This is a genomic window from Roseivirga seohaensis subsp. aquiponti, assembly GCF_001267955.1.
Taxonomy (GTDB): Bacteria; Bacteroidota; Bacteroidia; order Cytophagales; family Cyclobacteriaceae; genus Roseivirga; species Roseivirga seohaensis.
The window spans coordinates 108,611-121,472 of the sequence record NZ_JSVA01000010.1 but is presented as its reverse complement, the minus strand read 5'-3'; the positions used below and the strand labels follow the sequence as shown (position 1 = coordinate 121,472).

Annotated in this window: 11 protein-coding genes; all 11 read left to right on the top strand. The window is 39.1% G+C overall.

What is annotated here, in order from left to right:
- Positions 1–110 precede the first annotated feature (110 nt).
- The 11 genes from OB69_RS10065 (at position 111) to OB69_RS10010 (ending at position 12,849) form a co-directional block, all read left to right on the top strand.
- Positions 111–998 carry a LysR family transcriptional regulator gene (locus OB69_RS10065; protein WP_053223599.1) on the top strand — a complete coding sequence of 296 codons (888 nt, stop codon included), beginning with the start codon at positions 111–113 and terminating at the stop codon, positions 996–998.
- A gap of 174 nt (positions 999–1,172) precedes the next feature.
- Positions 1,173–2,678 carry an ankyrin repeat domain-containing protein gene (locus OB69_RS10060; protein ID WP_053223598.1) on the top strand — a complete coding sequence of 502 codons (1,506 nt, stop codon included), beginning with the start codon at positions 1,173–1,175 and terminating at the stop codon, positions 2,676–2,678.
- 1 nt (position 2,679) lies between these two features.
- On the top strand, positions 2,680–3,174 hold the full coding sequence (locus OB69_RS10055) for a DUF2271 domain-containing protein (protein ID WP_053223597.1): 495 nt from the start codon (positions 2,680–2,682) through the stop codon (positions 3,172–3,174).
- Between the two features lie 15 nt (positions 3,175–3,189).
- The gene (locus tag OB69_RS10050; protein ID WP_053223596.1) at positions 3,190–5,391 is read left to right on the top strand and encodes a PepSY domain-containing protein; all 2,202 of its coding nucleotides are present in this window, start codon (positions 3,190–3,192) and stop codon (positions 5,389–5,391) included.
- A 122-nt stretch (positions 5,392–5,513) separates the two neighbouring features.
- Positions 5,514–6,338: a KilA-N domain-containing protein gene (locus tag OB69_RS10045; protein WP_053223595.1), complete on the top strand. Its 825-nt coding sequence runs from the start codon at positions 5,514–5,516 to the stop codon at positions 6,336–6,338.
- A 104-nt stretch (positions 6,339–6,442) separates the two neighbouring features.
- Positions 6,443–7,183 (top strand): lysophospholipid acyltransferase family protein, encoded by a 741-nt coding sequence (locus OB69_RS10040; RefSeq protein WP_053223594.1) that lies wholly within the window; start codon positions 6,443–6,445, stop codon positions 7,181–7,183.
- Positions 7,170–7,457, top strand: a complete 288-nt coding sequence (gatC, locus tag OB69_RS10035) for an Asp-tRNA(Asn)/Glu-tRNA(Gln) amidotransferase subunit GatC (protein WP_053223593.1) — start codon at positions 7,170–7,172, stop codon at positions 7,455–7,457. The genes OB69_RS10040 and gatC overlap by 14 nt, the downstream gene beginning before the upstream one ends.
- 5 nt (positions 7,458–7,462) lie before the next feature.
- Positions 7,463–10,045: a tetratricopeptide repeat protein gene (locus tag OB69_RS10030; protein ID WP_053223592.1), complete on the top strand. Its 2,583-nt coding sequence runs from the start codon at positions 7,463–7,465 to the stop codon at positions 10,043–10,045.
- A 185-nt stretch (positions 10,046–10,230) separates the two neighbouring features.
- Complete coding sequence (locus tag OB69_RS10025) at positions 10,231–10,983, top strand: ABC transporter ATP-binding protein (protein ID WP_053223591.1); 753 nt, start codon at positions 10,231–10,233, stop codon at positions 10,981–10,983.
- 7 nt (positions 10,984–10,990) lie between these two features.
- Complete coding sequence (locus OB69_RS10020; protein ID WP_053223590.1) at positions 10,991–11,545, top strand: cob(I)yrinic acid a,c-diamide adenosyltransferase; 555 nt, start codon at positions 10,991–10,993, stop codon at positions 11,543–11,545.
- Positions 11,546–11,784: 239 nt separating this feature from the next.
- Entirely contained in the window at positions 11,785–12,849 is a 1,065-nt protein-coding gene (locus OB69_RS10010) for a branched-chain amino acid aminotransferase (RefSeq protein ID WP_053223588.1), read from the top strand.
- Positions 12,850–12,862: the final 13 nt, after the last annotated feature.

The window sequence follows — 12,862 nt, the reverse complement described above, 5'->3', positions numbered from 1 at the left end:
AATGTAAAATAGGAGATCCTTAGGGGCGTATCAGAAACCTGTTTTCTAATACGAAAGTAAGTCTTACTTTTAATAATTATAAATACCAATTTTATCAACACTTAATAACTATGAATTATCAGTTGGAATTTAGGCACCTTAAGTATTTTATGGCGGTAGCCGAAGAGCTTAATTACAGAAAGGCGGCAGAAAGACTGTTCATCTCTCAGCCCGGTTTGAGCAGGCAGATTAGCCAAATGGAAAAAGTTTTGGGTGTGAAGTTATTTGAACGCACAAAACGAAAGGTTAGCTTAACCACTGCTGGCGAACATTTAATGAACGAAACTCTATTTATAAACAACCATTTAGCACGGGTTAAAAAGGAGTTAAAGCAAATTGATTCAGGCGAACAAGGCGAAATTAGAATCGGATTTATTGGCTCGGCCATGCAGAACTTAGTGCCCGACTTAATGGTGAAAATGAATGCCCAATTGCCTGAAGTAAAGGTGAATTTGGAAGAAATGTCGAATAAGCTTCAGGTAGAAAAACTGGAAAAGGGTGAACTTGATTTCGGTTTTGTACGGCTCTCCAGAGTGCCTGAAGAGTTTCATATGCACCCCGTTTTAGAAGATACTTTTTCTATCGTACTGCCCAAAAAACACCTTATGAACGAAAAGCAATTTAAGAATGTAGCTCAATTGGCAGACGAGCATTTCATTCTTTTCTCCAGCGAATACAGTCCGCTTTATTATGATATGATTATGAGTATTTGCGAAGATCAAGGTTTTACTCCTACCGTATCGCATAAATCAGTGCATGCCCAAACCATTTTTAAATTGGTAGAACGTGGGCTTGGTGTGGCTATAATACCTACTTCATTACAATATGGCTTCGATTTAAATGTAAAGTTTATAGAGTTGAAGAACATTCCGCAACGCACTACGCTGTCCGTAATCTGGAAAAAGGAAAACCGCAACCCCGCCATGTGGAAAGCGAAGGAATTGTGGTTTGGGGAGTGATTTCTTAAGACTCAACACCTTCAATCACTAGTACTAGTGAAATTTTAATTATGCTGCATTTCCCCCTTGGTTCATAAACTCTGGACTCTATATTTGCATTCTATTTGTAATAAGTCTAAATAAGAACTGAGAGGAGAAAGCCCGCTTTCTTCTACTACAACATATAATAGCCCCATGAGAATCCTTAATAAAACAAAAGCCTTTGCCTTAGCCATGCTGTTTATGGTAAGTTTAAACTTTGCCGCTGCGCAAGGCGACAATCCATTTATTCAATCGAAATACTGGGCGGCCAAACCAAGCATAGAAGCCATTAAAGCTGATATGGCCAAAGGTCACTCCGTACTTCAAGCCAATAGCGGTGGTTTTGATGCCACCACTTATGCTATTCTGAACAACAACCCACTTTCAACAGTGCAGTTTTTGGTGGAGCAAGGCAACTCCGTAAACAAGAGAACGCACGATTCAAGAACCTACATTTTCTGGGCAGCTTCTCGCGCCAACATCGAGGTAATGGAATACCTGATGAGCCAAGGTGCAAAAACCGACCTTCGAGATTCACATGATTACACTGTAGCTCAGTTTGCTGCTGCGGGGGGCCAGCAGTCACCAGAAATCTACGATTTCTTTGAGGCCAATGGAGTGGATTTAAAAAACCAGAAGACAGCCGAAGGAAAGAACATCCTTCACATTCTTATCCCTCGTTTGACCAACTATGGTATGTTGGATTATTTCCAATTGAGAGGTTTTGATCTGAACGAGCTAGATAAAAATGGAAACGGCTTGTTCAACTATGCAGCCCGTAGCGGAAACATCGATTTATTGGAAGAATTGGTTGATCGTGGTGTAAAATACGGTGAGAACAAAGTGACAGGCGAAAACGCCATTTTGATAGCGAGCAGTAACCGAGAAAACACGGTGGAATACTACAAATACCTTGAAAGCTTAGGCTTAAACCCCGCAGTAAAAACAAACGAAGGCGTTTCTGCTTTACACAGAATCGCTGCTTTAAATACCAACCTAGACGTTTACAATTACTTCTTAAGTAAAGGTTTGAACGTGAATGATGCTGACTCAAACGGAAACACGCCTTTAATCAACGCGGCAGGCAGAAACAGCTTAGAAATGGTAACTTTCTTGGCAGAAAAAACTAAAGACATTAACCATGTGAATAAAGAAGGTCAATCAGCTTTGACAATGGCGGTAATGCGCAATAATGCTGAAGTGGTAGATTACCTACTTGCTAATGGTGCTGATGTGAAAGTAACCGATGAGAAAGGCAACAGCTTAGGCCAATACTTGATTGGTGCATACAGCAAAAACAACAGTGCTGACTTCGACAAAAAATTGAAATCACTTCAAGCAAAGGGACTTGACCTTAGCAAAAAGCAAGGCGATAAAAGCACACTTTTCCATTTAGCGATTGACAAAAACGACTTGGCTTTACTGAAAAAGGTACATGCTTTGAAAATCGATGTCAACGCTAAAAACAACGAAGGAGCAACTGTTTTACACCTTGCTGCAATGAAAGCTGCTGACGATGAAATTTTGAAATACCTAATCTCAATCGGAGCAGACAAAAGCAGCACTACCGAGTTTGAAGAAACAGCTTTTGATTTAGCTCAGGAAAACGAAAAGCTAGCCAACAACAAGGTGGATTTAGAATTCTTAAAAGCGAAATAAGATGTTGAACATACAGCAATTCGGAACAAAGATATTATTGATTGCAGGGTCAGTTTTAGCTATGGCTTTCACCTCTGACATTGGCAGCGTGAAATACAAATGCTTGGTTCAAATGATTAACTACACTGGAGAAGACGCTTATGTAGCGATTTCATTAATGAACCCAGAAGGCGAGTACGAACGCACTTTATACGTTCAAGGCGATGATAGCGAATGGTACAGCGACATTAAAAACTGGTGGGCTTTTTCTTCAGGGAAAAACGAAAAGCTAGACGGCATTACTGGCGCCAGTATTGGCAATGGAGAGCGTCAAGTTTTGGCTTTCGAAATTGACGAAACAAAAATTGATGCAGGCTATAAAATCAGGTTTGAGTCGGCTGTGGAAAACCAGGATTATCATGTCACCGATGCAGAACTGAGCTTAAATGCAGAAAGCGTAAACAGTAAAATCGAGGGAAAAGGGTACATCCGTTACGTACGTATCATCCCAAATTAATATCCACAAGTCTTTATGACCATTTCTTTTTGGAGATATAGCCACCTTGTTTTGGCTATATCTTCATCTTTATTCCTTCTTATCGCTTCCATTACCGGGGTAATTTTGGCCTTCGAACCCATTATTGAAAAGGCGCAACCTTACCAACCCAGCGGGGCTTCTGAGCTTACTATTGCCGAATTGCTCAGTAATATAGATGGGAAATACGAAGAAGTGCTCAGCATTTCGTCAGATAAAAATGGTTTTATCACAGCCTCTGTGATTGGTAAAAACGGAAGTGAGAATTTCTACATCGACCCTTTTACCGGAGAAAAAATTGGTGAGCTAAAGGAAAAAGCAGCCATTTTCAACTTTGCTACCAGCCTACACCGTTCGCTTTTTCTAGGTACCATTGGTAGGTTTTTTATTGGACTAGCTTCTTTTCTATTATTCTTAATGGCCACCTCAGGCGTAGCCCTAATTTTAAGACGCCAAGGCGGAATTAAACAGTTCTTTAACAAGCTGGTAAAAACCAGTTTTCTCCATGATTATCATACAATTTTAGGTAGGCTGGCGCTTATTCCATTAATCGTTATTTCGCTTTCGGGCACTTACCTTTCGCTGCTTAGGTTTTCTATTATTCCCGAAGAAAACATTAGTCATGCTGTAGATTATGACGCCATTGAAGCCAGCCCAAAAATTAGCACAGCCGACTTTAAGGTTTTCAATCAAAACACCTTAGAGAATTTCAGGTCAATTGAATTTCCGTTTAGTGATGATGTTGAAGATTACTTCCTCTTAAAGCTGAAGAAAAAAGAAGTCATTGTAAATCAATTCACGGGTGAAGCGTTAAGTGAGCAGCCCTACCCTTTTGTGGCCTTGTTTTCTGAATTGGCAATGATGCTTCACACTGGTCAAGGAACAATTCTATGGTCTGTTGTTCTTGGTTTGGCTAGCTTAACATTGCCATTCTTTATTTATTCTGGCTTTGCCATTACCCTAAAAAGAAGGGCCGCCAAAATCAAAAACCCTTATCCCAAAGATCAGTGTAAGTATGTAATTCTAGTAGGTTCCGAAGGAGGGACCACGCGCAAGTATGCCAAGTTACTGCACGATCAACTACTAGCTGCCAAACAAACTTCTTACCTCACCGACATGAACAAACTGAGCCATTTCAAGAAAATGGAGCATTTGGTGGTGATTACAGCAACTTATGGCCAAGGCGAAGCACCAAGCAATGCGGATAAGTTCAAGAAACTTTTTATTAAAGATTTTAGACCAAAAAATGACTTCACTTTTTCCGTAGTGGGTTTTGGGTCATTGGCCTACCCAGAGTTTTGCAAATTTGCTTTTGATACTGATGATTTGCTAAGAAAACACCCTTTAAGCACTCAATTGCTGGAAGTACATACGGTCAATAATCAGTCCTTTGAAGCTTTTAGTGAATGGGTGAATCCTTGGGCCGAAAAAGTAGGGCTAACCATTGAATTGCCCAAACCAGACAACCTTATTGCCCGAAAAAAGACACAGAAATTCACAGTCGTCAACCGTGCCATTTCTTCTAATGTGGAAGATAACACTGCACTTATAGAGCTAAAGCAAGAAGGAAATAAGAAATTTGAGTCAGGAGATCTATTGGCCATTTACCCTGAAAACAGTACTCGTGAGCGTCTGTATTCATTGGGAAAATCAAAAGACGGTAATCTCCTACTCAGTGTAAAAAAGCATGAACTCGGTTTATGCTCTACACTTTTGCACGAATTAAAAATTGGCGATTCACTCGAAGGTTTTCTGCTTGAGAATAAAGCTTTTCATTTCCCTAAAAAAGCAAAACGCACCATTATGATCAGTAATGGAACTGGCATTGCACCTTTCTTGGGCATGATCAACCGTAACGGCAGAGCACACGAAATTCACCTGTATTGGGGTGGGCGAACAGGCAACTCATTCGACATTTATAAAGAAACCATTGAAGGCGCCTTGGCCGACAATCAGTTGACAACATTCAAGCCTGCTTACTCCCGTTGCTGTGATAAAATTTACGTGCAAAGCCTCATAGAAAAAGATGCTCCATTTATTACCGAAACGTTGAAAGAAAATGGTACAATTATGATTTGCGGCTCCATTACCATGCAAAAAGGAGTGACACAAGTACTTGATCAAATTTGCCAAAAGCATAATAACCAAAGCCTAAGCTTTTACCAAAACCGAAAGCAGATTAAGTTAGATTGTTATTAGTTTCACTTCGCTCTGACGAAAACCTAAGCCTTCTATTTACCTTTAGAAACACAGAGGAGGAATTGAATTAAACTTGAAGTCTATTTAACTTATACTGGTATTCATAAAACCAATAAGGAGAGATGAGCAAGAAAAGAACTCTAGAAGTAAAGGGGATAGCAATCAATATATTAGACCAGAATGGTCATAAATACATTTCGCTCACAGACATGTTAAAAGCCAAGGATGGGGATTACTTTATTTCCGACTGGCTACGAAACAGAAATACGATAGAATTTTTAGGCGTTTGGGAGAGTGTTTACAACCCCAATTTTAATTATGGCGAATTCGACATAATTAAAAGTAAAGCAGGTTTAAATAGCTATAGATTAAGCGTAAAAGAATGGGTTGAAAAAACCAATGCAATTGGCTTAAAGGCAACTGCTGGAAGATATGGTGGCTCATTTGCACATTCAGATATTGCTTTTGAATTTGGAATGTGGATTTCTGCAGAATTCAAGATATACTTAATAAAAGAGTTTCAACGCTTAAAGGCCGATGAAAATAACCTACTAAAGCTTGATTGGAACTTACAGCGCACCTTAGCCAAGATTAATTATGTAATTCATACCGATGCGATAAAGGCGAACTTATTACCAACAGAGTTAACCAAAACCCAAATTAGCTTGGTGTATGCCAATGAAGCCGATATTTTAAACATGGCACTCTTCGGCAAAACAGCTAAGCAGTGGCGAACCGAAAACCCAACTGCGGAAGGAAACATAAGGGACGAAGCCACCATTGAGCAGCTGGTGGTATTAAGCAATATGGAAAGTATGAATGCAGTATTTATAAGCCAAGGCTTATCCCAAAGCGATCGATTGATACAACTGAATAAAATGGCCATCATACAAATGCAATCTTTGCTTAAGAGTGCTCCGCTCAAAAAATTAAAGAATGATAATTAACCTCTATGCGCCTCTCATCATTCAATCCTCAGCCATTCCTTTAATCTTAACAGTATTTACCTGAGCAGCAACTCATTTTATTTTATCTTCGCAGCTTAAACGCGATGAAAACACTACTCAAAATTTATTCTACTTACGGCCTAGTTATTTTTGCATTGGTTTTCATTGTCCTTCTGCCCTTTTTTCTGTTGGCTATTTTTGTGAAGCCCTTAGAAAAAACTGCTGGTTTTCTCAATCATGTTTGGGCCAGGCTACTTTTTTTCTTTCTCTTTTTAAACCGTTCTAAAATTGTTTACGAAGAAAAACTGAGCCGAAAACAACGCTATATTTTCTGCGCCAATCACTTCTCTTTTCTGGACATCCCAACCATGGGGCTTATTAACCATAACTTTAAATTTATCGGTAAAAGCTCATTGAGAAAAATTCCATTATGGGGCTATATGTACAGCAAGCTACATATTTTGGTAGATCGTAATAGTTTAAGAGATCGACATGCAAGCTGGGTAAAATGTAAGGAAGCCGTTGCGAATGGTTATAGTATCACCTTTTTTCCCGAAGGTGGAATTTTAAGCAAAAACCCGCCTGAATTGGGTCGTTTTAAAGAGGGCAGTTTTAAAATTGCTGTGGAAGAACAAATCCCAGTTGTACCGGTAACAATTCACAACAATCACCTACTTTTACCTGACAAAAAACCCTTAATCATGCACAGAGGTACTATTTCGCTTAAAGTGCACAAACCCATTTGGCCAACAGGCACTGATGATTTTGCAGTGCACGATTTAATGGCGAAAGTACGTTCGATAATAGATGAAGAACTGAAATTGACACACCATGCAGGTAGATAAAAAAACATTACACCAAGTAGCTCATTTAGCCCGACTCAACATTAAGCCCGAGGAAGAAACTCAGCTTTTGAATGACATGAGCGAAATACTAACTTGGGTAGGGAAACTGGATGAACTAGACACTGAAGGTGTTGAACCCTTAACTCATATGACAGAAGAAGTAAACGTTTTTAGGAAAGACAAAGCGGAAATCAGTATGAGTCAGGAACAGGCGCTAAAAAATGCTGCGGTGAAAGATTCTAAGTTTTTCAAAGTACCAAAAGTGTTAAAATAGCACCCTTGGAAAATCAAAAGAGCCACCTTCTTATTAAGTATTTTAGCCTTTTTAATTGGGCTACTGTATCCATTGCCGGATTACTGCTGCTTTCTACTTTTTTTATAGGCGATAGCTTGGTTTTACCATGGGTTACCGACACAGAATACGTTAAATCACCCCTGTTTTTAGAGTACTTTTCGATTAACGGAAAGCCAATGGGTTTTGAGCTTGATCAAATCTTAATTTGGCAGCAATTTAAAACGGGACGTTACCTTTTTCTAGAATGGCCTGAATATTTACTTTTTGCCTTAACACTTATTGGATTTGTAATTTGTACAGTAACCATTACCTATTTGGAGCGTTTCTGGTACTTGGTCTGCGCAGGCATTTTAGTATTTGTATCTATTAATTTTGGCTTAGACGAGCTGGCCATAGGCAATCAGTACTTCGGATACGCCTTTATTGGAGGCTTTTTGCTCTTGAGCTACTATTTCCAAAGTATTAAAACCAATATTGGTTTTACAACAAGGCTAATTTCGATTCTCATTCTTATTGGTAGTTTTACCCTTGTAGCCGCTCTTATTTCACCTGTACCAAGCCCTACGCTAGTTTGGTTTTCTTATGGCATACTTGCTCCGCTTATATTAGCTGCATTGTTCATTTTCTTTGTGGCTGGAGATAACTTTTTCTACCTCTTTAAGGTTGCCACACAAAACGCACCTTCCGGCAAAAACGCATTAATCCATTTCTTAGTGATTGGCGCTGTATATATCCTCGTGCTTACCTTGTTATTCTTGAACCTTACGGGTCAGATTTCATTAAATATAATCCTGATTAACCCTTATACAATTCTTTTCATCTCCGTAATCTCAGGGTATTTTGTTTTACAAACCAAGCTAGCGGTTGTAGAATCACAAATTCCAATTCTACTGATTAAGAAATTGCTTTACCCTGCCTTGGCAGCCATCTCATTGGCGGTAATAGCCTATGCTGAAATCACTGCTAACGACTCGTTGACATTGGCCATTAAAATGACAATTGTAGCTTCACACTTAGCTTTCGCTGTGGTGTACTATGTGTATTGCTTCATGAATTTTACCCCTGCTTTATTGGCAAATGCTCCCGCCTGGAAATCCTTTTTTAGAGGCGAAAGAGCTCCATTATTGACAGCTAGATTAGGGGTTATTTTCTTTCTGATTGGGGTATTATTCTACTTAAACTATCGTCCCTATTACCAAATCAAAGCAGGCCAATACAATACTTTAGGATCACTGGCCGAAAAAGTGGAAAATGATTTATTGGCTGAACAATACTACAAGCAATCGTTATTCTATGATTACTATGGGGTTAGGGCAAACTATGGCTTGGCCATGATTGAAAAAGCCAACGGAAATCCTGCTCAGGCCACTAAAAGATTTAAGGAAGCTATTTTAAGAAGTGAAAACCATAAACCATCATTAGGCTTGGCCAGGTTTTATTCTGATCAAGACCAACTCTTCAATAAATTACTTTCCTTAAAAGAGATAGAAAACGGGCTCAATGACCAAAGAGTTCTTAACAACCTAGCCATAGCACATTATGAGTTCGGCCATTTGGATACAGCTTTATTATTGTTGGAAAAGGCATATCAAAACAAACCTACTTCCGAAATCACCAGTAATTTTCTGGCTTTAGATTTATCCATCAAGAATAACCTTGATATTGATTCGGTTTTGCAAAGCACTGCTCATTTTGAAGATCTTCATACACTTACCAACCGACAAGCATTCGCAAATGCTGTAAATATTCAGCCAGAATTAAAGCTAAAAGTACCAACCGACTCTTTCTTACTGCTTGATGAACTTTACTATTTGTATAACGCTGCGCTCAACTCAAAAACGAGCAATAAAGAACTTATCGAGACTTTCGATAGATACATTGCCTATCCAAGAAACATAGCCATAAAGGATTACCTCATGCTAGGGAAGGTAATTCAACTTTATAACTCAGGTAGAGTGAATGAAACTTTTAATTTACTGGATGAACTCATTGCTTCCTATGGCCAAAATACTGGGCTTTACAGTTACATGAAAGCCATTTGGGCATACCAACAGGGCGCTTATGAACTCAGCTTCGTGTTTTTGGGCGAAGCTCAATCCTATAATTTCGACAGAAATATTATTGCTACTACCTATTCAGATTTTCTAGCAAAAACCGTTGATCAACCCTCTTCTGGCCTTCTGCAAAAATGGAAAACATATGAGAGTGAAAGAGAAAACTTGAATCAGGAAGAAAGAAAAGCCCTCTTATTGGACATAGCCCGTGAGAACAGCTTTGATGAGGAAGGCACTTTAAAGGCAGTTGACTCACTTAGAATTATGGATTCTACCACTCCCCTAGAAATTTATGAATTACTTCAAAAAGCCATTTCCGTTAACAAAAGAAGTGTGCTTTTATATGAAGCCTACATTTATCAAACCTTAGAGGTAGGCCTCCCATTTTTTGGTAAATCTGCTTTAGAAACGCTATCAACATTTGCAAAGGAAGTGGAGTTTGAAAGGATTAAAAATCAATTTGAGCAAAAGGAAAAGCAAATTCAGCAAAGAGCTTTAAGCCTAAACGACTGAAAATGACTCGCCAATAAACCCTTCAATCCATTTGAGTATCCGCTCAAGGAATAAATATTGTTAGCCGCTCTAGATTGCGTTGTTTTGTTTGTTGATTCCCAACAGATATTGAGTCGGGATTAAACTTTTGATTATTTTTTTAGTCTTGATTTAAACTTTATTGAACATACATCCGTCATACGAATATGAAAACAGTAATCAGTACAACAGATTTATCTAGAATCTACCAAATGGGAAGCGAAACTATTCGCGCCCTAAAATCGGTAACCATTGAAATTAAGCAAGGAGAGTATGTTTCTTTCATGGGACCGTCTGGTTCTGGTAAATCAACTTTGATGAACATGATCGGCTGTCTTGATACACCTTCTGGTGGACGCTATGTTCTGAACGGAATGGACGTTAGTGACATGACCGAAAATGAATTGGCAGAAGTTCGAAACAAAGAAATTGGTTTCGTTTTCCAAACATTCAACCTATTACCACGTGCTAGTTCATTAGAAAACGTTGCGCTTCCTTTAATTTATGCTGGCTATAGCAAAGCAGAAAGAGAAGAAAAAGCATTAGCTGCTCTAGACGGTGTTGGATTAGCCGAAAGAGCCCATCACAGACCTAACGAACTTTCAGGGGGTCAACGTCAAAGAGTTGCAATTGCAAGAGCATTGGTAAATAACCCTTCGATCCTTTTGGCCGATGAGCCAACAGGTAACTTGGATACCAAGACTTCTTATGACATTATGGACTTGTTTGCCAACCTACACGACAAAGGCAACACCATTATCATGGTAACACACGAAGATGATATTGCTCAATATTCTCACAGAATTATTAGAATGCGAGATGGCTTAGTTGAAACCGACACTATCAACGAAAATCCTACAAGGGGTAATCCTATGAAAGAAGCAGCCGCTAAGGCAGCAGCAGAAGCCGCAACACATTAATTGAATTGTGAAAATTTATACAAAAACAGGAGATTCAGGCACCACCTCATTATTGGGTGGTGCTCGTGTTTCTAAGGCACATCTCCGAATCGAAGCTTACGGAACGGTAGACGAACTCAACTCTTTCTTGGGTGTACTAAGAGATCAGCCCGTGAATGAAAAGAGACTGGATCTACTTAAAGAAATTCAAGATAGACTTTTCACTCTTGGAGCCGAACTGGCCACAGAACCAGGAAAAGATAAAGTGGTAAAACCCGATCTTCTTCCTTCAGACATTGAGTTGCTTGAAAAAGAAATGGACGAGATGGAAAAACATCTTGAGCCGTTAAAAAATTTCATTCTTCCGGGTGGTCATCCCTCCGTTTCATTTGCCCATGTAGCTCGTTGCGTATGCCGAAGGGCCGAGCGCATTTGCATTGCCCTAAATGACGAATCACCCGTGGACGGTTTAGTGATTCAGTACCTTAATCGCCTTTCAGATTTCTTTTTTATGTTGGGAAGAAAAATGGCACAAGAGCTTGGTATTGAAGAAGTAAAGTGGGAACCTAGGAAAATTAAGTAAGTATTTACCATTTAAATGTGTCGGCTTTCCATTTTGGAAAATATTAAAACCACAGACTTCTCACCAACAAAAGTTACAGTAATCAAAAACAATATTCTGAATAAATTTTTATTTCAAAATATTATTTCTTCACTCAGTATTAACCCCTCTTCTTTTAGAATATTTCACGGTTTGATCTTATTTGTTCAAACCCTGAAGTTTCTTAAATTTGAACTCATTTCCCCTTAACCCATCGGTACATGACAGATACAATTGATATTTCGATAAACAAGGTAAACCAATCAAATATTGGCACTCTTGACGTTCACAATATCCCATTTGCGAAGATTTATTCTGACCATATGTTTGAAGCAGACTACAGAGACGGGGAATGGAAAAACTTCAGGATTGTACCATACCAAAATATTTCAATAAGCCCGGCAAACAACACTTTGCACTATGCCATTACAGTTTTTGAAGGCATGAAAGCTTACAAAAATGACGCTGGTGAAGTATTGCTTTTCAGACCAGAGGCCAATGCCAAAAGGTTGAATATTTCTGCAGAAAGAATGTGTATTCCTGAATTGCCCGAAGAGCTTTTTATGGAAGCTTTAACAACGTTAATTAAACTTGACAGCCAGTGGGTACCATCTGTACCTGGCACTTCTTTATACATTCGTCCTTTCATTTTCGCAACAGACGAATATATAGGAATCAGACCTTCTGACACCTTCAAGTTTATGATTATTACTTGCCCGGTAGGAGCTTATTATTCCGCCCCTGTCAATGTAAAAATTGAAACGAAATTTTCTAGAGCTATGCCTGGTGGAACTGGCTTTGCTAAAGCAGGTGGAAACTATGCGGCCAGCCTTTATCCTGCTAAACTAGCCAAAGCTCAAGGTTTTGATCAGCTGATTTGGACAGATGCCGAAACGCACGAGTACATTGAAGAATCAGGTACCATGAACGTAATGTTCATTATTGACAATACAATTATTACTGCGCCAGCCAGCGGCACTATTCTTAAAGGAATTACTAGAGACAGTGTATTGACACTAGCGCGTGACTGGGGCATGAAAGTGGAAGAGCGCAAAGTTTCTGTAAAAGAAGTGGTTGAGGCAGCTAAAAACGGTACTCTTCAAGAAGCTTTTGGCGTGGGTACTGCTGCTACTATTGCTCATATAGCCCGCATTGGTTTCGAAGATGAAGTTTATAACTTGGGGCCAATCGAAGAAAGAGAGTTTTCAAACAAAGTGCTTTTCGAACTAGATAGAATTAAAACAGGTAAGGCAGAAGATAAATTTAATTGGATGCTAAAGGTTTAATTTAACATTCCTT

Bases quoted from the DNA above. Each gene is read 5' to 3' on its own strand.
- OB69_RS10065 (WP_053223599.1), top strand. From the start codon at position 111: ATGAATTATCAGTTGGAATTTAGGCACCTTAAGTATTTTATGGCGGTA.
- OB69_RS10060 (WP_053223598.1), top strand. From the start codon at position 1,173: ATGAGAATCCTTAATAAAACAAAAGCCTTTGCCTTAGCCATGCTGTTT.
- OB69_RS10055 (WP_053223597.1), top strand. From the start codon at position 2,680: ATGTTGAACATACAGCAATTCGGAACAAAGATATTATTGATTGCAGGG.
- OB69_RS10050 (WP_053223596.1), top strand. From the start codon at position 3,190: ATGACCATTTCTTTTTGGAGATATAGCCACCTTGTTTTGGCTATATCT.
- OB69_RS10045 (WP_053223595.1), top strand. From the start codon at position 5,514: ATGAGCAAGAAAAGAACTCTAGAAGTAAAGGGGATAGCAATCAATATA.
- OB69_RS10040 (WP_053223594.1), top strand. From the start codon at position 6,443: ATGAAAACACTACTCAAAATTTATTCTACTTACGGCCTAGTTATTTTT.
- gatC (WP_053223593.1), top strand. From the start codon at position 7,170: ATGCAGGTAGATAAAAAAACATTACACCAAGTAGCTCATTTAGCCCGA.
- OB69_RS10025 (WP_053223591.1), top strand. From the start codon at position 10,231: ATGAAAACAGTAATCAGTACAACAGATTTATCTAGAATCTACCAAATG.
- OB69_RS10010 (WP_053223588.1), top strand. From the start codon at position 11,785: ATGACAGATACAATTGATATTTCGATAAACAAGGTAAACCAATCAAAT.